Below are 20,998 nucleotides of genomic sequence, written 5' to 3' on the forward strand. Positions count from 1 at the left end.
GAGGCTCCGACAAGACCCCTGGGTTTCAACTGGGCCGGAGTTCGCGCAGAGCGGGCAGCAGTTTGCGCTCGGCCCACTCCAGATAGGGCTTCTGATGATCGCCGCCGACCTGGATCAGGGCCACCTCGGTGAAGCCTGCTTCGACGTACGGCCGTACCGCTTCGACGAACCTATCGACATCGTTGCCGCACGGGATCGACTCGGCTACGTCCTCGGGCCTCACGAACTGAGTGGCCCCGGCGAAGCCCTCCGTACCAGGAAGTTCGGAGTTGACCTTCCAGCCTCCGGCGAACCAGCGGAACTGGTCGTGTGCCCGCGCGATCGCTGCGTCCCGGTCCGTGTCGAAGCAGACCGGCACCTGCCCGATCTTGGGTTTGCCTGCGCCGCCGTGCTCTTCGAAGTCTTCGATGAGCTGACTCCTGGGCTCCGTGGCGATCATCAGGTCGGCAAGGCGTCCCGCGATGCCGCAGGACCGCTTCCCCGAAACGGCGACACCGATCGGCGGGGGAGTGCGGGGTAGGTCCCAGAGCTTGGCGTTTTCGACGTCGAAGTGGGTGCCGTGGTGGTTGACGTTCTCTCCGGCGAAGAGGGCGTGGATGATGTCCACGGCCTCCTCCAGCATCTCCAGGCGAACGTGCGCGGCAGGCCAGCCGTTCCCGACCACATGCTCGTTGAGGTTCTCGCCGGATCCAAGCCCCAGACGGAAGCGGCCCTCGGAAAGGAGCTGCATCGTCGCAGCTTTCTGCGCAACGACCGTGGGGTGGTACCGGGTGGTCGGACAGGTCACATATGTCATGAGCGGGATACGTGTGGTCGCCTGTGCCGCCGCGCCGAGCACGCTCCACGCGTAGGGTGCGTGCCCCTGGCTGTCGAGCCAGGGAGAGTAGTGGTCCGAGGTGACGGAGAAGTCGAATCCAGCCCGTTCGGCTCCGACCACATGGTCGACAAGCTCACGCGGGCCGGCCTGCTCGGTCATCATCGTGTATCCGATGGCTACCATGACGCTCACCTTCCACCAGGCTCGACAGGAACAGAACTGCTCACTCTCCCGACCCTGCCGCGTTCTGTGCGGGAGTGCCACGTGGCTGGTCGGCAGGCGGGGACCCGCGTGCCCCTGACTTCTGCATTCATGCACTGCTCCGGGCCGCCGCTGCCCCTGCGCCCGCCCGCACCGTGAAATGCTCCCGGGCGGCTCTCGCTGCGGGGGCCCCTGCGATCGAGGTACCGGGAGTGAGATCGCCGGCAGCGGGAAGCGTGTCCACGAGGGCCGTCGGAGGGAGGCGGGAGGCCCGCGCACGGCGCCGTGCCCCGAAACCCGCCACTGGCGCCCGCACACACGCAGGGGCAGACTCGCAGCTATCAGATTCGGTCCACACTGCGAACAGAAGATCCACACTGCGAACAGAAGGTGACAGATGACGAAGGAGCCGGCCACCGCCGCGGTGCTGTTCGATGTCGACGGCACCTTGATGGATACCGTGTACCTGCACACTGTGGCGTGGTGGGAGGCGCTGCGGCAGAACGGTCATGAGGTGCCCATGGCCGCCATCCACCGTTCGATCGGCATGGGCAGTGATCATCTGTTGGACCGGTTGCTCGGCGAGGACCGCGATGCGGACGACGACAAGGCGATGAGCGCGGCGCACCACGCTCTCTACGCTCAGTACTGGTCCCGGCTGTCGCCCCTGGAAGGGGCGAGCGACCTGCTGCGGGCCTGCGCGTCCCGAGGCTGGGCCGTTGTGCTGGCCAGCTCTGCGTCGGCCGGTGAATATCAGGTCATGAAGGACGCGCTGCATGCGGACAGTGCCATCGACGCGGGTACCAAGGGCGATGACGTCGAAGCGACCAAGCCCTCACCCGATCTGGTGGAGCAAGCCCTGAAACGCGCTGACGTGCCGCCCGAGAGGGCCGTATTCGTCGGTGACGCGGTGTGGGACGCGCAAGCCGCACAACGGTCCGGGGTCCGATGCCTCGGGGTGCTGTCCGGTGGAATCGCGCGCCAGGAGCTTCTGGATGCGGGTGCTGAGCAGGTCTACCAGGGCCCCGCGGACCTATTGGCTCAGATCGACGACAGCCTGCTCAGCAGCCCGAAACGGCTGACCGCCTGACCCAGGGCCGGTGGCGGATCTGCCGAGCGACCAGGCGACGCCGAGGCCCGTCCGGGTCGGGGCAGCAGGAAGCCGAACAGCCAATTGATCTCGCGTGGTGTGCGGAACGCGCCGGAGAAGAAGATGCGCATCATGTGCACGAACATGCCGGCGATGAAGATGACCGCGGACCAATGGTGGATCTGACGGATGAGCAGACCACCCCGCACGCCGAAGCTGATGTTCAGCGTGGAGGCGTACGCCTCACTCATCAAGATGCCCTGTATGGGGATGTAGCCGCCGTGGTACTCCACCTCGTTCATCGACGAGTGGAAGAACAGCGTCAGGAATACGCCGGTCAGAATGATGACGATGAAACTGAAAAGGCAGATCTCCCCCAGCATGAAGGACCAGTGGTCAGGAAAAATCTTGGCATGGCCTTCGACAGACCGAAAAAACCAGTCCACCGTCCGCCCAGTCGGCGAAGCTCTCTCCCTGGCGTGTACGCCCCCGGCTTGACGGGGCCTCAGTGTCCGCTGATGGGGGCTGGGCTGGGCCGTCGGAACGCCGCCGCCTCGGCTCGCTGGAAGCCGGCGCCGACCTGTCATGGCCGGGCTCGATCCGTGCGTGGTGACGCTGACCAGATGGGCGAGGTCGGCCCTCGGCCGGACGGGTTCACACAGCCGGGGACACCAACCTCGATGGCCTGGTCCGCTACACCTTCCGTGCAGACGTAGACGGCGCCCTGTGATCGCCGAAACCCGCCACAGGCTACTCCCCGGTTGATCGTCCGCCTGTCGGATACGGGATACGGCTATGCCGCCGACAGCCGCACCGACTCGCCGGCATCCGCCGTGATGCATTCAGCGCGCCGATCACACGAGAGGGCGGCCCTTCGGCTCCCTCGCAGCCCCTCGTGGCCCCGGTTGCGCCACTTCCATCGTCTGCCCTCCTGGTCCGGACTGTCCACCGCAGTCGTCGGCGGGCGCCGCCGAAGGCGTGGCCGCGGCACGCCAAGTGGCGGACGCAGGGCGGGGCTTCCGACCGGCGCGGGAGCCGTCCCGTCGACTGGCCTGCCGCCTGCTCGGCGCGCACGATGGAGACACAGATACTGGCGCCCGCGGTTCAGGCGCGAGTCCGCGTTACCGGCGCGAGGAGGCCGACCATGACGCACACCGCTTCCCCTTCAGCAGCCAAGTCCCGTACGGCAAGCGGCGCGAAGGCCAGGACGCCTGCCCCCAAGCCCCGGACGGCCTCCACCAAGTCCCGTACGTCCTCCGCCGAACACCGGAGGTCCTCCGCCACACACCGAACCCCGGCTGCACCCACACCCGACGGCACGGAGTCTGAGAACCACCCCTGGAAAATACAGCTGGTCGATCACCCCCCGCGGTTCGAGTCGACGTACTTCCAGGCCGCGAAGAAAACGGCGCACAAGATCCTCGCCGAGATGAGCGAGGACGATCTCCCGTACGGGCCCCGGCCTCCCGGCGCCGAGCACTGGGAGATGCACCATGGCGGCAGCCTGTGGGTCAAGGGGGCAAGCGGCTGGCGGATGTACCGCGCGCGGCTCGGCATCGAGTGGAGCATGCAGTTCTGCGCCGACCCTGCGAAGGTGGACCGGCTGCGCCAGGAGGCCTTCGAGCTCGTCGGCGCCTTCCCGGACACCCTGCCCGCCCTCGTGGAACTGGGTTACAAAGGCGCCGAGGAACTGTTGCGCACGCCGGTCACGGACGCCGACGGCGTTGAGCGGTGGACCGACTCGCTGTTCAACGCGTGCGTGCCGATGAGCCACGGCAACCACCAGGGCATCCTGCCGAAAGTGCCCGGCGAACACCACTACCCGTGGCCCGTCAAGGGCGCTGACTTCGTCCGGTACGACGACTTCCAGCTGTGGGTGAACCTGCCCGACGGCACCCACGGCGCTTTGGCCCCGGTGGACCGGCGCGGATCGGGCGACGGACACGTACGCCTGGTGTTCGCGCCCGAGGGGAGCACGGCAGGCGACACTCTCGCCGAGGCCCAGAGCCTCGGGAAGATGGCAGTCTTCCCGGCCAACAGCCCGGTCGCCCTGGAGGCGTTCAAGCAACAGATCGAGCCCGGGCAGCGCACCGCGACCGGCCCCCTGGCCCCCGCCACTACGCCGCCGCGGGGCGGAGCGACCCGGCGCACAACCACCAGGCGTACCAGTTAGGAGCGGGCATGCCACGCCGGATCGTCATCTGCCTCGACGGAACGGGCAACCAGGTCGGCGCCAGCCACCCGACCAACGTGGTCAGGCTGTTCGAGATGCTGGAAGCGGACACCCCCGACCGGCAACTCCTCTACTACGACCCTGGCGTAGGCACCATGTCGGCGGCCACCGCCCACGGGCCGGCCGACCGATGGTTCTCCCGCGTGACCGGCCTCGCATTCGGCACCGGGCTGAAGACCAACCTCGCCGAGGCCTACGCCTACCTGATGCAGCACTGGCAGCCCGGAGACCGGGTGTACGTATTCGGCTTCAGCCGTGGGGCCTACACTGCGCGCGCCCTCGTCGGGATGCTGAACAAACCCGGCCTCATGCGCCCCGGCACCGAGAACCTGGTCCCCTACGCGGTGGCGAAGTACGCCTTCAACCAGGACATTGACAGGAGTGAGCGGGAAGTCGCCAGGTTCTCGCACGCCTTCTGCTGGCGCACCGAGAACGAGCCGCTCTGGGCGACCGTGAAACGCAACAACCCCCGGCAGGTATCGCATCACGCCCTGCCCGTCGACTATCTCGGCGTGTGGGACACGGTGAAGGCGGCCGGCATCCTGCGCCTGGGCACCCTCAACTGGCCTTATACGCACCAACTGCCTAACGCCGCCCGCATCCGGCACGCCGTGTCCCTCGATGAAACACGCCGCCCCTACCGTGAGTTCCTGGTCACCCCTCGACCCGAGCCCCTCCAGGACACTGCCCAGGAGGTCTGGTTCGCCGGGGTGCACTCCGACGTCGGCGGTACCTTCGAACACGCCGAGAACGCCCCGCTGCTCTCCACCGTCACCCTCAAGTGGATCACTGATGGAGTCTGCGCTGACCTGGACTTCCGCCCCGGCGCCTACCAGGACGCCTGCGCGGTGACCGAGGACTACGCCACCGCCCCGATTCACCACAACGGTCCCCTCTGGGCCCTCGTGGGTCGCCGTGCGCGCCCGGTACCTGAGCACGCGTCGCTGCACACGAGCGTCAGGCTCCGTCTGGAACGGGACCCTGAGTACCGCATGGGCCTTGCCAGGCGGGCGGATCCGGAGCCTTGGGTGGACCCCGACTGGACCAAGCCCCAGCATCCGCACGGCGGTTGACGGCACAAGCCGTCTGAGCCTCGGTCCGGCGCGGACCCGGCTGTTCAGTTGGCGGCCTGCGTTGCTTTTGGAGCCCGATTCGAAGGCGGTTGATCGCGGGGTAGGTTACGGATCCGGCTTGCTCGCCCGTGCAGCCAGGCCGTGAGTGAGAAGTCCCGCCTGCCCTGCGACGACTGGCACGCACAATCGCTGCGTTCTTCAGCAGCACCGGCAGCTGACGAACCGGCAGCCCGCACCCGCGGCCCGGCCCTCAGCTGAGCCGCGCGGCGATGTCCGAGGCGCAGGCCTGCAGGGCGGGCACATGGGCACGGAGCTCTTCCTGCGAGGTCAGCGCGACGGCGGCGCCCAGCGATACGGCCAGCCGGGGGCGGCCGTCCGCTCCGGCGCCCGGGACCGTCACGGCCACGGACCGGACGCCTATCTCGTTCTCCTCGTCCACCTCTGCCCAGCCACGTGCCCGTACCTGCGCCAACTGCTCGCGCAGAGTATCCGCATCGACGCAGGTGCGGGGGGTGACGGTCGGCAGCCCGGCGGCCAGCAGCGCCTCACGGTCCACGTCGGGAAGGGCAGCGGCGAGGACCTTGCCGAGGGAGGTGGCGTGCCAGAGGTTGCGGGTGCCCTCGGCGCTGCGCAGTTGGAGGTGCTGGGTTCCTTCGGCAGTGAGGACCAGCAGTACGTCCTTGCCATCCAGTACCCCGGCGATCGCGGGCAGCCCGGTACGGGAGGCCAGCCGGCTCAGAGGGGCCGACGCTCCTGCCCAGCCCGCCCCGGTGCGCTGGAAGCCACGTGCCAGTTCGAGGACCCGGACGCCGAGGGCGTAACGCCGGGCATCCTCGTCGTACGAGACGAAACCCTCGGCGGCGAGCCGGCCCAGGAGACGGTGCGCGCTGCTGACCGGGAGTCGTGCCTGGCGTGCGATGGCGCTGACGCCGGCGCCGGCGGGCAGATCGGCCAGTACCGTCAGCAGCCGCAGCCCGCGACCGAGCATGTCGTCACCTGGTGGTGCGCTCACCGCGCCTCGCCTCCCATGTCGTGTTGCACTCCGTCGCGCTGCGGGATCCGGTCAGCCGTCCGCGCCGCAGGCCGGAGTCCGATTCCGCTCGAACCGGCCCACATCGGACCGACCGGCATCTGGGGGGCGGCGTCCGGCAGGCGCGGTTCGCGGACGGCGAGCATGAGCGCGGCGGAGGCCAGGGTGCACGTGGCCATGAAGGCGAAAGCGCCCGCGTTGCCGAGTGAGCTGCCGCGGACCCAGCCCACCAGGTAGGTGCCGGCGAACGAACCGAGTGCGCCGAAGGAGTTGACCAGGGCGACCGCCGCACCGGAAACCCCCGCCGGAGCCAGTTCGGAGACCAGGGCGAAGTACGGTCCGTACGGCGCGTACATGCAGAGCCCGGCGACGATCAGGAGCGCGAAGGCGAGCGGGAAGTCGGAGCCCGCCGCGTAACTGCAGCCGAGCGCCACCGCGCCCGCAGCGAGCCACGGCCAGACGGCGATACGACGGCGGCCGCTTCGATCGGAGAAGCGGGAGTTGAGCAGCATGGCCACGGCGGCGAACGCGTAGGGCACGGCGGTCAGCAGGCCGGTGGCGCCGATGCCGGCGCCGGAGCCGTCCTTGACGATGGCCGGCAGCCAGAAGATGAAGCCGTACATGCCGAAGGACCAGAAGAAGTACTGCCCGGCCAGTACCAGTACCGGACGGGCCCGCAGCACCTTGCGGTACTCGTCGACGGTGCTCCCGGTGACAGCACCGGAGTCACGCTGTTCCGCTGTGAGTGACGTCTCCAGGGTGCGGTGCTCTTTCGCGTCCAGCCAACGGGCGTCCGCGGGGCGGTCCTTGATCAGCCGCAGGCAGAGAACACCCCAGACGATGGAGGGCACGCCTTCCAGGATGAACATGAGCCGCCAGTCGGAGACCGAGATGAGCCAGCCGGAGAACGCCGACAGCCACATCACGGTGATCGGGTTGCCCAGTATGAGCAGGGTGTTGGCCCGGCCGCGCTCGCGCTTGCTGAACCAGCGGCCCAGCAGCATCACCATGGAGGGCAGTACGGCTCCCTCCACCATGCCCAGCGCGAAGCGCACCGCGATCAGCTGGCCAGGACTGCTGAGCACGCCCTGAAGCACGGCGAGCATCCCCCACACGACAGTGCAGCAGGCGACCAGACGGCGGGCGCTGCGCTGCTCCGCGTAGATCGTGCCGGGGATCTGGAAGAGGAAGTAACCGAGGAAGAAGGACGCGGCGATGAGCGAGTCCAGCCCGGCAGACAGATGCAGGTCGGTTGCCATGCCGCCTGCCGAGGCGATCGAGTAGTTCGATTTGTCCAGGTATGCCAGGGAGTACGTCACAAACGCGACCGGCATCAGATGGCGGGCCCGGGACGACGACCAGAAGCCGCTTCCGGGCCGGCTGGCTGACTTCGTCGTCATCGCCACACCCTCTCTTTTCCGTGTGATGGAAAGTGTTTCACTTGGCGGGAAGGACGTTACGAGGCGCGGCCGGACCGGTCAATGGTTCCGGGTGACCCGGCGGTCACGAATGTTCTTCCCCCCGGGCGGTGAACGCCGCCACCCGCCCCATTCCCATGCCCCGCACGAAGGTGAGCAGTTATGACCGACGCCGCGCCCAGCACCGCCGCAGACTCCGCCGCTGTGGACGTTCTGCTGCCCTGGCCGGACCTGGACCGGCGCCACGGAGCCTGGCCGGCCGGCGTCCGGGTGCATGTCTGGGACGGGCTCACCCCGTCGTACGACCTGTCGGACGAGGCTCTGCGCCGGGTGGGTCTGTGGGTCATGCCGTATGCCGTGCCTGGCTGTGAGGTCCTGCTGCCGCGTCTGCCCGCCCTGCGCGCCGTGCAGACGCTGAGCGCGGGAGTCGAGAAACTGGTGCCGCTGGTACCCGAGGGCGTCACCGTGCACAATGGCCGCTCACTGCACGACGCCAGTACGGCCGAACACGCCCTCGGCCTGATCCTGGCCGCCCAGCGGGAGCTGCCGCGCTGGGTTGCCGACCAGGCGGCCGGACGATGGGAACCGCACTTCACGCGATCACTCGCGGACTGCCGCGTCGCCGTCGTCGGCTACGGCTCGATCGGGCAGGCGGTCGAGCGGCGGCTGCTGGCCTGCGAGGCCGAGGTGATCCGGGTCGCCCGGCGCGCCCGCCCGGAGCAGGACGTGCGAGCGGTGCGCGAACTACCAGCGCTGCTGCCCGAGGCGGACATCGTCGTCCTGACCCTGCCGGAGAACCCTTCCACGGTAGGAATGTTCGGCGCGGCCGAACTCGCTGCCCTGCCCGACGACGCGCTTGTCGTCAACGTCGGCCGAGGCCGCACCCTGGACACCGCGGCCTTGCTGCCGGAGGTCACGTCCGGCCGCTTGCGTGCCGCACTCGACGTCACCGACCCCGAGCCGCTCCCCGCCCGCCACCCCCTGCGTACTTCACCCGGCGTGCTCATCACCCCGCACGTGGCGGGAGGCTCGGCGTCCTTCCGGCCACGTGCGGAGCGGCTGGTGGCCGACCAGGTACGAAGGTTCGCCGGCGGGGAGCCGCTACGGAACCGCTTTACGGGCTGACCCCGCAACGGGCAGCGGGCGGACTCCATTCAAGAGTGGTGGTCAGCTTTGGGGCATGGTGTGGTCGAGGGCACGCATGGACCGCTCGCACGAACTCTGTCCACCCCGGGCATGTGGTCTGCTGCGAAGCTCGAAGAGCCCTCGCAGCACGGCATCCGATGCCCGTCGACGACGGTCGGGGGACTCACCTCCTCGGCCGGCGAAGCACATGGCCACGCCCGCCCGGCTGAACCACATGAGACCACCAAAGGAGTGGTGGGGGGACCGCGTGGCGCGTCATGCGGTCAGCGGCGACTGTGCGTCGACAACCCTGAGGGCATGTCTCATCACCTCAGCGGCCCGAATCTCCGCCCACCCCGCGGAGACTCCCGGCTCGACATGACAGATCTCTTCGCCTTCACGAAGCCGGACGATCGCACGGTGCTCATCATGAATACCAACCCGGTCGCTCCCACCGGCGGCGACGCTTATCATCCCGAGGCCGTCTATCGCATCAACATCGACACGAACAACGATCACTTGGCGGATATCGCCTTCAGTTTCGTGTTCTCACAGCCTCAGGACGGCAAGCAGACGGTGACCGTCCACCGTGCGACGGGACAGCAGGCACAGTCGCACGCGCCCGCCGGTGACAAGATCTTCACCGACGAGCCGGTCTCCTTCGGGAGCGCGCCCGAAGCGATCATTTCCGGTGGCTACCGCTTCTTCGCGGGTCTTCGCAGCGACCCCTTCTTCGCCGATCTCGAAGGGATCGGCAACGACTTCCAGTGGACAGGCAAGGACTGGGGCATCGACAAGAACGTCTTCGGCATCGTCCTCGAAATGCCCAGTTCGGAACTCGGATCCGACCCCCGGATCGGGGTCTGGGGCCGGGTGAGCCTCAGGGAGAACGGGACGCTTGTGTCGGTGGACCGCGGTGCCCACCCCTCCGTGACCGCGTACTTCAACGAAGAAGACGCCAAGGACGCATACAACGAGGGTGAACCCGCGCAGGATTGGGAGACCTACCTCAAGCCCTGGACCGCCGTCCTCGCTCACACCGGTGGCTACGAAGCCCAGGAAGCGGAGAAGGCACTGCGCACGATCCTCCCCGACATCCTGCGCTACGACCGGTCGAAGCCCGCTGCCTACCCGAACGGTCGCATGCTCACCGACGACGTCACCTCAGCCAGGCTCACCATGGTTTCCGGCGGCAAGGTCACCTCGGACCACATCCCCCCGCACACGGATTACCTGTCCGACTTCCCTTACCTGGGCCATCCCCACCCCGTCACCAACGGCGGCTGAGTGTCCCGCAGCCTTGCACGGAGAGGGAGGTCCGTGCCTGGCTCGCCAGTGCATTTCTATGGACAGAACCATTCGGCTTGCCCGGAGGCTTGCATGTACCGTGATGATTTTCCCGCCCCGGATTCCGGGATCCTCCTCACTCACTTTCTAACGGTGGCCGACGTAGCCCGATCCCGTGCCTTCTACACCGAGGTTCTCGGCGGTGAGGTGGTGGTCGAGGAGAACCCCTGCACCATCAAGCTGGCCAACGGATGGATCATCATGAACCCGGGCGGCGGCCCCACCTCGGACAAGCCGGACGTCACCTTGCGCCCGCCCACCGACCCGAACACGGTCAGCAGCTTTCTCAACCTCCGCGTCGCCGACATCGAGGCATGCCACCGGGAGTGGAGTGCGAAGGGGGCCGAATTCCTCACGCCACCCATCGATCGCAAGGCCGAGGTGCGGTGCTACTTGCGCGACCCGGACGGCTATCTCATCGAAGTCGGTCAGGCCACCGGCATTCTGCACGGCGTCTACGCCGACCCGCCCGCCGGTACGAGCTAGTGGCTTGTCTCAGAGCGACGACCAGGTGGACGGCGAGGTGCCGGGGGCTCGTTCTGGCGTGACTCGGTCCCCGCGGCCCCGTCGTCTCCGGCCCCAATGCTGTCGGGGGGGCTGTGCGGGAGGAGGACGACCTCGGCCCCAGCGGGTGGTCTTGTGCCAGGTGGGCGAAGGCCCCCGGACCTCGGCCGGCGGAGGGTTCGTTTGACCGGCACCGCGATCCGGCCTGCCGCCGTCTGCTCGGCCGGCTTGCCGGCGGGACGGGTGGACGGGTGGACGAGGCCGCTGTGCCGGGGCAAGTTGCACCAATCCTCGATGACGTCGAAGTCCGTGGTGCGGGCGTGTGTGGCAGGGCGTGCGGTCCCGTGCGCGATCCGCCCTTGGAACTGATGCGGTACACGTGGGCGTGCCTATGATCCGGTGACCCGGCGGACAGATCCGCTGCGGCCCGTGAACCCTTTTCCGGTCAGTTGGCAAGTACGGGGTGAACGCTGTCCTGTTCCTCCGACCACACGGACCACCATGACTGATCCGCTGTCCCGTACTACCGAATCCGCGCAGGCGGATGCCGTGCTGATCGCGGCGTCGCTGGACGATCCGGAACGCTTCGCAGCACTCTTCGACCGCCATGCACCCACCATTCACCAGTACGTCGCCCGGCGGCTTGGCCGGGACGCGGCCGACGATGTCACTGCGGAGACCTTCCTGATCGCCTTTCGGATACGGGCCCGCTACGACAGCGGACGAGCCGCTGTCCGTCCCTGGCTGCACGGCATCGCAGCCAAACTGATCAGCCGCCACCGTCGCGAGGAGGTCAAGGCGCTCCGGCTGCTCGCGCGCACCGGCCACGATCCGGTGGCCGAGAGCTGGACCGATTCCGCCGACGACCGCGTCGTCGCGCAGGCCGCCTCGCGACCGCTGGCCAAGGCACTGGCCAAGCTCTCCGAGGGGGACCGGCACGCACTGCTGCTGGCAGCGTGGGCCGACTTCAGATACCAGGAGATCGCCGAGGCCCTGGACATCCCCGTGGGTACCGTCCGTTCTCGCCTCAACCGGGCCCGCAAGAAAATGCGCGCGGCGACAAGCGCGCACAGCCCCCTCAACGAATCGTTCGAACCGCACGCATCCGAAGGTGGCCTCGCATGAACGACCTGTACGACCCGAGTGCCCTGCGCGCCGACGCCCCTCTGCCGGACAGTGAGCGGCTCGCTCCGCAGCGGGCCGTGCTCGTGGCGGCATCCCGGCAGGAGACCGACAACCGCCGGCCCGCACCGTCGAGTGCCCGGCTTCCCCGGCGCAGGATCGTCCTGGTGACCGCTGCGGCGGCCGCGGCCGCCGCCGTGATCGGCGGGGTCATTCTCTCTCTCCCGGACCGCTCGTCCGGCCAGACTGCCGGCATCGCCCGCCACACTGCCACCGGCGGTCGCATGCTGTCCGCACAGGCTTCGGCCGACACTCTTGAGCTCGCCGCGGCAACAGTGGCGAAGATGGGCTCGCCCGAACCCGGCCCGAAGCAATGGGTCTACGAGAAGAGCACGTCCCTGGGACAGGGCATCCATCAGCCCACCGAGCAGTGGACCCGCTGGGACGGCACGGGCGACGCGTCCCTGCCCGGTATTGCACCGGTCGGGAGCGGCAAGGGGTTCGACCCGAAAAAGCTCCAGGTCCGGTACGGGCCCAACCAGGAGGCGAAGTGGAAGAAGGAGGGGTACGAAGACCGCTCCCAGCGCCAGTTCTACGACTTCCTCAAGACGCTGCCGAGCGATCCCGACCTGATGATGCAGCGCATCCTCCACGCGCACGCTATCGGCGACATCAAGGGTGAGACCGCGGCGCAGCGCGACTGGCGGGAGATCGATGTGCTCTACCGCTCCGTCCTGATCCCGCCGAACGCACAGGCGGGCTTGTTCCGGGCGCTGGCGAAGGTCCCCGGTGCCCGTGTGGAGAAAGGCATCAAGGACGCGCTCGGGCGACCTGCCATCGGCGTGACCGTGAACTACCCGAAGCCCATCGCTTCGGGTCATCTCGGCAGGCAGGAGATCTGGTTCGACCCGACGACATACGCGTACCTCGGAGAGGTCCAGCACGTTGCGCCGGTGAAGGTCCCCAAGGAACTGCCGAAGGGGGCGCCAGTGACTCCGGCCCAGGACCCCAACCCCGCGATCATCACCGTCCGCAACGCCTCAGGTGTCGTGGACAAACCGGGTGCTCGCCCCTGACGAGGGACAGACCGGGGGCCGGTACACGGGACTCGCCGGTCACCTCAGGGCCGGACGACGAGGTCGGGCGACGCGACCACGGCTCGACCTCCGAGACCACCGGAGATGGCGGGCGGGCGCCACAAGTCCGACTGGACCTCATTCGGAGCTGATCGGACCAAGTTGCCTCTGACGAAGCAAGTTGATCGTGTGTCAGGATCCAGAACACGCCAAGCCACGTGCCAGGCGATCACCCGTCGCCGCGTTGGTTCAGCAGGCCCGCCACGTCAGTGACTCATGGAGGCAGTACCTCCAACCGGCATCGCGACCGTCCCGAGGGGCCATGATCGGCACCCGTGCCGCTCCCGGCGTCCGATTCTCAGCCGGGCTGCTTGGCCATGACGACCACACCCGGCCCGGTCTGCTCATCTGCAGGGAGCCGAAGTTCGGCGACCGGGTGCAGCCCAGCCTGCTCGATCAGGTCCACGAGTTGTTCCGGCCGCCATTTGTGTGTCGTCCACCGAACGGGTACACCTCCGTAGGCCTCGGTGCGCGCCGCGTCTTCGTCGCCGACGTGTGTTGCGGTGATGAAGTGTCCGCCTGGCTTCAACGCGCGTGCGAACATGGCGAGAACCTGAGGAAGAACATCACGGGGGAGGTTGAACAGCGACCACCACCCGAGCACACCGCCCAGGGACGCTTCACCGAGGTCCAGGTCGGTGGCAGAAGCGACACTGAAGCGGCATTGCGGATGAAGACGCCGCGCGTTCTCGATCATCCGGGGAGAGAGATCGACCCCGGACACGTCGAGACCGCGTTCGGAAAGGTAGGCGGTCACCGTTCCCGGTCCGCAGCCGACGTCCAGGACAGGCCCAAGCTCGCTCACTGTCTCAGCGAAGGCGTCGATTGATGCCTTGAGCCATGGATGCCTACGGATGTCGCCGAATCCCGTCGTCGCCACCATGTGGGCGTAGTTGTCGGCCACGCGGTCATAGGACTCACGGACCACGTCAAGATCGGCTGGCCGGTCAATAGGGTGGGTGCGCATCAGCCAACGATAGGACCATGCGACAGCCTACTGGCGGGTTCACGACGTCAACTGGTAACAGTTCTCTGGGGGTTCGGGGTTCTGATCGCCGGCCAGGAAAGGGCTGGGCGGGCTAATGACCCATCTGATAGCTTTCGGTTGCCCGTGACGTCGCCCGAGGAGGTGAGACCCATGAACGCTGTATCTCTGTGGGTGCTCCCCCTGCCGTCACGGTCTGGCGATTGATGTAGGTATCGCCGGGAGCGCCTCGACGACGAGGGCACTCCTGAAAGGCAACACCTATGCAGTCTCTGCAGTTTTCCGCCGAGTCGTCGTCGAACGGCATGGTCGTGCGCGACTTCACCGTGGACGGCGTCCCCGGTGTTCTCTGGTCGCCGGCCTCCGGTGCCGAGCGCGCGCCTCTGGTCCTGATGGGGCACGGCGGCGGCAATCACAAGCAGCACCCGGCGATGTCCGGCCGGGCCCAGCGCCTGGTGACCGGCTGCGGATTCCACGTGGCCGTCATCGACGCGCCCGGTCATGGCGACCGGCCGCGCACGGCGCACGACGAGGCGGAGATCGCCGAGCTGTTCCGGGCGAGAGCGGCCGGCGAGCCGGAAGGCCCGATCGTCGTTCGCTACAACGATCACTTGGCGGAGCTCGCCGTGCCCGAGTACGTGGCGCTCCTGGACGCCCTCCAAGAGCTTCCGGAGATCGGCACCGAAGGGCCGGTCGGCTACTGGGGGATCAACATGGGCACGGCGATCGGCGTGCCATTCGTGGCAGCCGAACCCCGGATCACGGCCGCTGTTTTCGGCCAGCACTGGCCCGACATGCTGGCTGGGAAGGCGAAGCAGATCACCATCCCGATCGAGTTCGATCTGCAGTGGGATGACGAGCACATCTCTCGTGACGCGGGTCTCGCGTTGTTCGACGCCTTCGCCTCGAAGGAGAAGTCGTTGCACGTGAACTCGGGAAAGCACAAGGAGCTTCCCCGGTTCGAGGCAGACAGCGCGGTCCGGTTCTTCGCCCGGCACCTCGGCGGAGCGGTCACCGCCGCGGCCTGACGCGGGGCTGACCCAGGAGGCCCTGGCCGAGCGCTCCGGCGTTTCGGTCAGCACGATCCGCGGCATGGAGACCGGCAGACGCCGCAACCCGCGGCGGGTCGTGTCGCGTTGATCGGTGCAGAACCTGTCGCGTTGCTCGGTCGAGTGGCTGCGCCGCTTCCCGCGATCGGCCATCGTTCCATGTCGCGAGGGGCTGTTGGGCCGGTCATGGACGGCGTACGTGAAGTTGGATGGCCGGCGGCGTACGGTCTGCGCCGGTGGAACGAACATCAGCGTGACCGCCACATCAGCCGGGGGCCGCGACGGTGAGGCGCGGATACCATGCGCACCGGCCCGCCCCCGGCAGCTCGAATGCCGAGGACGGGCCGAGGTTCGTTCGAGGCGACTCGGCCGAGCCCGCGAAGGACCCGCTCTCGCGTCTGTCGGGTCGGGCGTGGGCGCGGCTTCAGTTCGCTTCGGCGGGATGCCGGGGACTGTTGGCCGGATGCGGGGTCGGCGCCGGTGGTGACCCATGGCCGGGCGAGGCGGGGGATGTCGGCGCCTGAGGCTCCGGCGAACGCGTCGAGCTTGCAGGACGTTCGACCCCCTGCCGCCCGTGGAGCAGAGCAGTGCGCACTGCCTGTACGGTGCCGGCCCGCGGGCTCAGGTGAGGGCGGCGACCAGCAGGGCGAAGGCGGCGATGATGACGGCGACGCGGACGTAGTGGAAGCGGTCCCAGCGGTTCATCTGCTCCTTCCAGTCGGCGGGCAGGTCGTCGGTGGTCCACGTCTTGCTCCGGTTGTTGATCGGGACGAGCAGCAGGAGCGACATGATCACGCTGAGGATCAGCAGTGCGGCGGCGGTGACGACGAGGCCGGTGCCGTGGTGGTGCCATCCGGCGATAGCCCAGACCGCGACGAGAACGAGCGAGGTGATGTACCAGAACGGCATCACGGCGCCGAGCATCCGGGCCCCGTGGGTGCGGCCGCGCAGGCCGTTGTCGCCGGGGAGGCCGTTCAGGATCGGGTTGATGACGAAGGCGACGGAGAACTCCACCCCCACCATCATGCCGATGACCACGATGGTGACGACCTCGAGTGCATTGAACATGACGACCCCTTCAGGAATCTAGCGTTGCTTGGTGGCGAGGTAACGCTAGTGCTACTGCCGCTTGATTGTCTAGCAGTGCTAGGGTCGGATCATGTCGGTACAGGAACGCAAGGAGCGCGAACGGGCGGCCCGTGAACGCCTCATCTTGGCGACGGCCCGCGAACTCGCCGAGCAACTGGGCTGGGACGCGGTCACCACCCGCCGGCTCGCCGAGCGCATCGAATACAGCCAGCCCGTCCTCTACAGCCACTTCCGCGGCAAGCGCGAGATCATCGGCGCCGTCGCCCTGGTGGGCGCCTCCGAGATGGCCGCGGCGCTGCGGGCTGCGGCCTCCGCCGCGGACAGCCCGCGCGCCCGGGTCTCCGCCCTCGCCCGCACCTACCTCGACTTCGCCGCACACAACCCGGCGGTCTACGACGCCATGTTCCAGCTCGACGGCGGCCTGGCGTTCGCGAAGGAGAACACCCCAGGACCTCTCAAGGACGCCTTCGCCGCCCTGCTGGAGAGCCTCGGCGAGGTCGCCGGGGACGGCGTCCACCCGGCACTGTTCACAGAGGTGTTCTGGGCGGCCCTGCATGGGCTGGCGACCCTGACCCGGGCGGGACGGCTGCCGCCGGAGGAGACCGAGCGGAGGACGGAGCTGCTGGTGGACCGGCTCGCCATGCTCTGACGCACCCGTCCCGGCGGGCACACAGCCGGTGCCCCGGGCGCGGCTGTGTGCCTGTGGCAGCACGCGAGGCGCGGGCATCGCGTGCTCTGTCCATCCGGATGGGGCGATCAGTGGGATCGCAACTGTTGCGATCCGCACCTCAGGTTGGCACCGTCAGTGCTCGACCTGGCAGAGTTGGGCGCTCACCGACGCCCTGATCTGCGATTTCCCGGCCTCTGGCCCGCGTACTGATACGCCAAAAGGCCCGACCTCCTTAGTCCGGCTCTGCCCGCAGCCCGGCTCTGCCCGCGTTCGGCAGGCGATCTGCTGGTGTGGGCGAAGCGGCCTCGAGTGTTATTCAATGAGGTGTGCGGTCAGGGATCTCGGGGCTCCATCGCACGGATTCGGTCATGCCCCGGCAAGGCGCCGGGGTTGGCGAGCGAGCTGAGAGAGCCGCATGGACTCCACACCCTCCCCCTCGTCCTCGTCGCCGTTCGACCTGGTCAGCAGTGCCTTGGGGCGCTACATCCCGCGCGGCGGGGAAGCGGCTGCAGGTCCGGCCGACTCGCAGGGCGAACGGACCGCCCGTCCATCCCAACACGCCGGTACGGCCGGCCGTCAGGAGCAGATCCTCGGCGCGGTCAATCTGGACCGGGATCTGAGGATCACCCGCTGCAATCTGGACGCCCCCGTGTTTGCGGGGCTGAATGCCGTGACCGGTAGACCTTTCGCCGACCTTCTGCCTCCCGGGGACGTACCGACGGTCACACGGCGTTTGCTGCAGGTCCTCGACACGGGTGAGGCGCACGTTGCCCGGGTCCAGCGCCTGCGGCGCGACGACGGGTCGGAATTGGTGGTCTCGATGAGCATCCTGTCCGCCGCGGCGCCTCAGGAGGGCCTGACCGTCTCCGTGATCGCCATGGCCAGGAGGCTGCACCTGTATGCCGCCGAGAACGCGGTCGGCACCTCCCTGGACATCGGCGAGACCGCGCAATCCCTGGCGGAGTCCCTGCTGGCCTGGGGGGAGGTGGCCGCCGTCGATCTCGACTTCGCCGTGTGGACGGGCGAGGCGGTCACTGAGCGGGCGCAGGGCCGCATCCGGCTGCGGCGGGCGGCTCTGGTGCCGGACCGGGCGTGGCCCGAGGGCTATGTGACTCTGGGTGACGATCTGCCCGGCGACGCGAGTCGCCTGCTGTCTCTCGCGGTCCGGCGTGACGACGTTGCGCAGGCCATCGTGATCCCTGACCGGGAGGCGATGGAGCGGGTGCTCGGCGATCCGCGGCTGGTGCGTGCTCTGGTGCCCGGTGAGCGGCCGGCGAGTGTGGCGTGCATACCGCTGGTCCTGGAGGGGCTGGACGGCGCGCCGCCCGTGGTGCTGGGCGTGGCGGAGGTCTGGCGGCGAACGGACCGTCCCTTCCATGACAGTGAGCTGTTCGACCTGCAGGAACTGGTGGCCAGGACCGCCCATCACGTCGACCTGGCCCGCCAGCACCAGCGCGAGCACACGCAGGTACTGGCGTTGCAGCGTCGGCTGCTGCCGCGGGCCGGCGGTGACACCATCGTGGTCGCCAGCGTCTACCAGCCCACCACACCGGACAGTGCGGGAGTCGGCGGTGACTGGGTGAACAGCTTTCCGCTGCCAGGAGGCCGTACCGCTCTGGTCGTCGGTGACGTCGTCGGGCACGGCCTGGGAGCCGCGGCGGTCATGGGCCAGCTGAGCATGGAGGCGCGCGCGCTGTTGTCAGCGGGGCTGGCGCCCGACGAGGTGCTGGCGCACCTGGACGAGACCGTGACTCTGCTGGACGACACGGAGGCCGGGCTGGCGGCCGGCTACAGCGCCCTCGGGTCGACCTGCTGCATCGCCGTCTACGACCCGGTCAGCCACCAGGTGGTGCTGTCCAGCGCCGGCCACCTCCCACCGGTCCTGGTGCTCCCGGACGGGCACACCAGCACGCTCATCGTCCGCCCCCACCCCGGCCTGGGCGCCGAATTCGCGCTGCGGGAGCCGTACGACGTACACACGTTCGCCGCACCCCCGGGCTCCCTGATCGCCCTCTACACCGACGGGCTGGTGGAGGATCCCGCCGTCTCGATCGACGAGGGCATCGGCAGGCTGGCGGATGCCGTGTGCACGGTGCATCCCTGGGACGACCTGCAGCAGGCCGCCCGGCGCGTGGTCGCCGAACTCTCGATACGGATGCGCCCGCGCGACGACGTGACCTTGCTGCTCGCACGCCTGGTGGGCTGCCGCAAACAGGACACCGCCAGCTGGCGGCTGCCCGCCCGGGACGACGCGGCCGCCAGGGCCCGCGCGCTGGTCTCGGCGCTCTTGCGGCAATGGCGCACCAGGGATGACACCCGGGACAGCGTGATGCTGCTGGTCAGCGAGCTGGTCACCAATGCGGTCCGCTTCGCCACCGGGCCGATCACGGTGCGGCTGATCAGGGCAGGTCACAGCCTGCTGTGCGAGGTGGGCGACACCGGCAACGGCAGGCCGAGGCTGGGCCGCGGCGGGGTGCTCGACGACAGCGGGCGTGGCCTGCACGTCGTGCACAGACTCACCACCCGGTGGGGGGTGCGGTGGACAGAAACCGGCAAGGTCGTCTGGGCGGAGATCGCCGGGTAGCGCGGGCCGGGTGCGGGTGGCGCAAAACGGTGGCACGGCTGACGCGCGTGTGCGCTACAGCCACTCTCCCTCGACGGCGGTGGCGGTGAGCCCCGGGGCCGCCGCGTACAGCACGGCACGGCTGCCTGGCTGTTGCCCGGCGTCATGGGCCCGCCGCAGGATGTCGAACACGGCGGCGCCTCCGCGGTTGCCGCTGGTGTAGCTGTCCCGGCTGTAGTCCAGCAGCCCCGACGGCCACTCGTCCGGCATCGTCTGTTCCATGTACTCGAGCACACGGGTCCCGCCGGGGTGCGCGAGCAGAAGGTCGGGGTGCCAGGAGCCGGGGTCGTCCTGGTGACGTATGCGCAGCCACTCCCACATCGCGGTGACCGTGTCCTGCACGGCGCGCGGCCCCCGCCGGTCCATCACGAAGTGGTTGCCGTCGGCGCGCGTCTCAAGGCGGTGGAAGTCCTGGGTGCCGGGCAGGGTGTGGTGCCAGGCCGTGTCCAGCCGCAGCACCGACTCGGGCCTCTGGCGGCCCGTGACCACCGCGGCGACTGCGGTGTCCGCGAAAAGCAGCCGGACGATCAAGGATTCCAGGGTGTCGTCCGCGGGCTGGTAGGTGGTGCTCAGCGCCTCTGCGATCACGACCAGGACGACCCGGTCGGGATCCGCGGCCACGAGATCCGCCGCCAGCGCCAGGGAGCGAGTCCCGGCGATGCAGGCCCACTGCGTGGCGGGGAGCAGCATCACGTCGTCGCGGAGCGAGAGCTTGTTGGTCAGTGCGACGTCCAGACCCGGCAGTGCCGGGGTGGTGGAGTTACTGGTGATCAGGCAGTCGACGTCGGTGACGTCGAGCCCGGCGATCTGCAGCGCCCCGCGCGCTGCGCGCTCCCCATAGGACTGCACGGCCTCCCAGGCCGGTGCGGTGCGCTCCTGGACGGACTGCGGCGCAGGTATCGCCTCGAGGGCGGCGATCGCGCGGTCCACGTCGTGCTCGGTGAACCCGTCGCGGGCCAGCGCCTCCCGGGCCGGCCCGACGCCGGGAGCCCGCAGGCCGCTACCGCTGCCGGGCGCGACGGCCGTCTCCAGCGGCAGCATCCATCCGCGGGTGTCGATGCCCGTGCTGGCCGCGATGCCGTCGATCCGCGGCACCCACGGCGCGTGCGGGTGCCGGCCGCGTACTTCCTCCGCTATCTGGTTGGTCTCCACGGCGTGCTCGCCGTGTATCACCGCGGGAGAGCAGAGGTAAGCAGCCAAGATTCGCACCTTTCAACACAAAGCGATGGAAATGACTCAAGGGCTGTGACATGGGTTACTTCGCCAGGTCATACACAAGTCGATGCCTGTGCGCTCCACTTCGGGCGTCGGCATCCGTTCCGAGCATGGACCCTTTACGGACATTTACGCTGTGAGCCACACAACTTGGGCACGCTTCGAGGCGTGTGAGACGCCGCACACGGCTGGAACGCGGGGCTCCCGGTCAATCCGCGCCGGAAGCGGCACTGCGGAGGCCCGCGGAACTCGGTGGTCGATCCGCATCGGC

18 protein-coding genes and 1 pseudogene are annotated in these 20,998 nt (G+C 68.7%); 12 read left to right on the top strand and 7 right to left on the bottom strand.

Going from position 1 to position 20,998, the window contains the following annotated elements:
* Positions 1-25: 25 nt before the first annotated feature.
* Positions 26-1,000 carry an LLM class F420-dependent oxidoreductase gene (locus OHS16_RS30820; protein WP_328540533.1) on the bottom strand — a complete coding sequence of 325 codons (975 nt, stop codon included), beginning with the start codon at positions 998-1,000 and terminating at the stop codon, positions 26-28.
* 415 nt (positions 1,001-1,415) lie between these two features.
* On the opposite strand from OHS16_RS30820, the gene OHS16_RS30825 reads away from it, so the two are divergent.
* Entirely contained in the window at positions 1,416-2,108 is a 693-nt protein-coding gene (locus tag OHS16_RS30825; RefSeq protein WP_328540534.1) for an HAD family hydrolase, read from the top strand.
* A gap of 62 nt (positions 2,109-2,170) precedes the next feature.
* On the opposite strand, the pseudogene OHS16_RS30830 reads toward OHS16_RS30825, so the two are convergent.
* Positions 2,171-2,582: pseudogene (locus OHS16_RS30830) on the bottom strand (cytochrome b N-terminal domain-containing protein); the annotation flags it as partial.
* 670 nt (positions 2,583-3,252) lie between these two features.
* On the opposite strand from OHS16_RS30830, the gene OHS16_RS30835 reads away from it, so the two are divergent.
* Together OHS16_RS30835 and OHS16_RS30840 are read left to right on the top strand one after the other, a co-directional pair.
* Positions 3,253-4,281 carry a DUF6424 family protein gene (locus OHS16_RS30835; RefSeq protein ID WP_328540535.1) on the top strand — a complete coding sequence of 343 codons (1,029 nt, stop codon included), beginning with the start codon at positions 3,253-3,255 and terminating at the stop codon, positions 4,279-4,281.
* Between the two features lie 8 nt (positions 4,282-4,289).
* Complete coding sequence (locus OHS16_RS30840) at positions 4,290-5,414, top strand: DUF2235 domain-containing protein (RefSeq protein WP_328540536.1); 1,125 nt, start codon at positions 4,290-4,292, stop codon at positions 5,412-5,414.
* A 250-nt stretch (positions 5,415-5,664) separates the two neighbouring features.
* Here OHS16_RS30840 and OHS16_RS30845 read toward each other — a convergent pair whose 3' ends face one another.
* Entirely contained in the window at positions 5,665-6,426 is a 762-nt protein-coding gene (locus OHS16_RS30845) for an IclR family transcriptional regulator (protein ID WP_328540537.1), read from the bottom strand.
* Positions 6,423-7,844, bottom strand: a complete 1,422-nt coding sequence (locus tag OHS16_RS30850; RefSeq protein WP_328540538.1) for an MFS transporter — start codon at positions 7,842-7,844, stop codon at positions 6,423-6,425. Before OHS16_RS30850 ends, OHS16_RS30845 begins: the two co-directional genes overlap by 4 nt.
* A 180-nt stretch (positions 7,845-8,024) precedes the next feature.
* Between OHS16_RS30850 and OHS16_RS30855 the strand changes: the two genes are divergently transcribed.
* The 5 genes from OHS16_RS30855 to OHS16_RS30875 all read left to right on the top strand — a co-directional run bounded on the left by OHS16_RS30855 (position 8,025) and on the right by OHS16_RS30875 (position 13,036).
* Positions 8,025-8,987 (top strand): 2-hydroxyacid dehydrogenase, encoded by a 963-nt coding sequence (locus OHS16_RS30855; RefSeq protein WP_328540539.1) that lies wholly within the window; start codon positions 8,025-8,027, stop codon positions 8,985-8,987.
* 318 nt (positions 8,988-9,305) lie between these two features.
* A complete protein-coding gene (locus tag OHS16_RS30860; RefSeq protein ID WP_328540540.1) occupies positions 9,306-10,274 on the top strand; it encodes a DUF4331 family protein in 969 nt (322 codons plus the stop codon).
* A 93-nt stretch (positions 10,275-10,367) separates the two neighbouring features.
* Positions 10,368-10,820, top strand: coding sequence for a VOC family protein (locus OHS16_RS30865; RefSeq protein ID WP_328540541.1), 453 nt, complete (start codon positions 10,368-10,370; stop codon positions 10,818-10,820).
* 519 nt (positions 10,821-11,339) lie between these two features.
* Positions 11,340-11,963: an RNA polymerase sigma factor gene (locus OHS16_RS30870; RefSeq protein ID WP_328540542.1), complete on the top strand. Its 624-nt coding sequence runs from the start codon at positions 11,340-11,342 to the stop codon at positions 11,961-11,963.
* Positions 11,960-13,036, top strand: a complete 1,077-nt coding sequence (locus OHS16_RS30875; protein WP_328540543.1) for a CU044_5270 family protein — start codon at positions 11,960-11,962, stop codon at positions 13,034-13,036. Before OHS16_RS30870 ends, OHS16_RS30875 begins: the two co-directional genes overlap by 4 nt.
* 358 nt (positions 13,037-13,394) lie before the next feature.
* Here OHS16_RS30875 and OHS16_RS30880 read toward each other — a convergent pair whose 3' ends face one another.
* A complete protein-coding gene (locus tag OHS16_RS30880; RefSeq protein ID WP_328540544.1) occupies positions 13,395-14,063 on the bottom strand; it encodes a class I SAM-dependent methyltransferase in 669 nt (222 codons plus the stop codon).
* Positions 14,064-14,344: 281 nt separating this feature from the next.
* Here OHS16_RS30880 and OHS16_RS30885 point away from each other — a divergent pair, with 281 nt between their 5' ends.
* The gene (locus OHS16_RS30885) at positions 14,345-15,109 is read left to right on the top strand and encodes an alpha/beta hydrolase (RefSeq protein WP_328540545.1); all 765 of its coding nucleotides are present in this window, start codon (positions 14,345-14,347) and stop codon (positions 15,107-15,109) included.
* Positions 15,110-15,116: 7 nt separating this feature from the next.
* Complete coding sequence (locus OHS16_RS30890; RefSeq protein ID WP_328541047.1) at positions 15,117-15,221, top strand: helix-turn-helix transcriptional regulator; 105 nt, start codon at positions 15,117-15,119, stop codon at positions 15,219-15,221.
* 530 nt (positions 15,222-15,751) lie between these two features.
* Here OHS16_RS30890 and OHS16_RS30895 read toward each other — a convergent pair.
* The gene (locus OHS16_RS30895) at positions 15,752-16,198 is read right to left on the bottom strand and encodes a DUF1772 domain-containing protein (RefSeq protein ID WP_328540546.1); all 447 of its coding nucleotides are present in this window, start codon (positions 16,196-16,198) and stop codon (positions 15,752-15,754) included.
* A 91-nt stretch (positions 16,199-16,289) separates the two neighbouring features.
* Between OHS16_RS30895 and OHS16_RS30900 the strand changes: the two genes are divergently transcribed.
* On the top strand, positions 16,290-16,868 hold the full coding sequence (locus OHS16_RS30900) for a TetR/AcrR family transcriptional regulator (protein ID WP_328540547.1): 579 nt from the start codon (positions 16,290-16,292) through the stop codon (positions 16,866-16,868).
* A gap of 436 nt (positions 16,869-17,304) precedes the next feature.
* A complete protein-coding gene (locus OHS16_RS30905) occupies positions 17,305-19,473 on the top strand; it encodes an ATP-binding SpoIIE family protein phosphatase (RefSeq protein ID WP_328540548.1) in 2,169 nt (722 codons plus the stop codon).
* Between the two features lie 54 nt (positions 19,474-19,527).
* On the opposite strand, the gene OHS16_RS30910 is transcribed toward OHS16_RS30905, so the two are convergent.
* A complete protein-coding gene (locus OHS16_RS30910; RefSeq protein ID WP_328540549.1) occupies positions 19,528-20,712 on the bottom strand; it encodes a type III polyketide synthase in 1,185 nt (394 codons plus the stop codon).
* Positions 20,713-20,998: the final 286 nt, after the last annotated feature.

It is taken from the genome of Streptomyces sp. NBC_00344 (assembly GCF_036088315.1).
GTDB lineage: Bacteria > Actinomycetota > Actinomycetes > Streptomycetales > Streptomycetaceae > Streptomyces.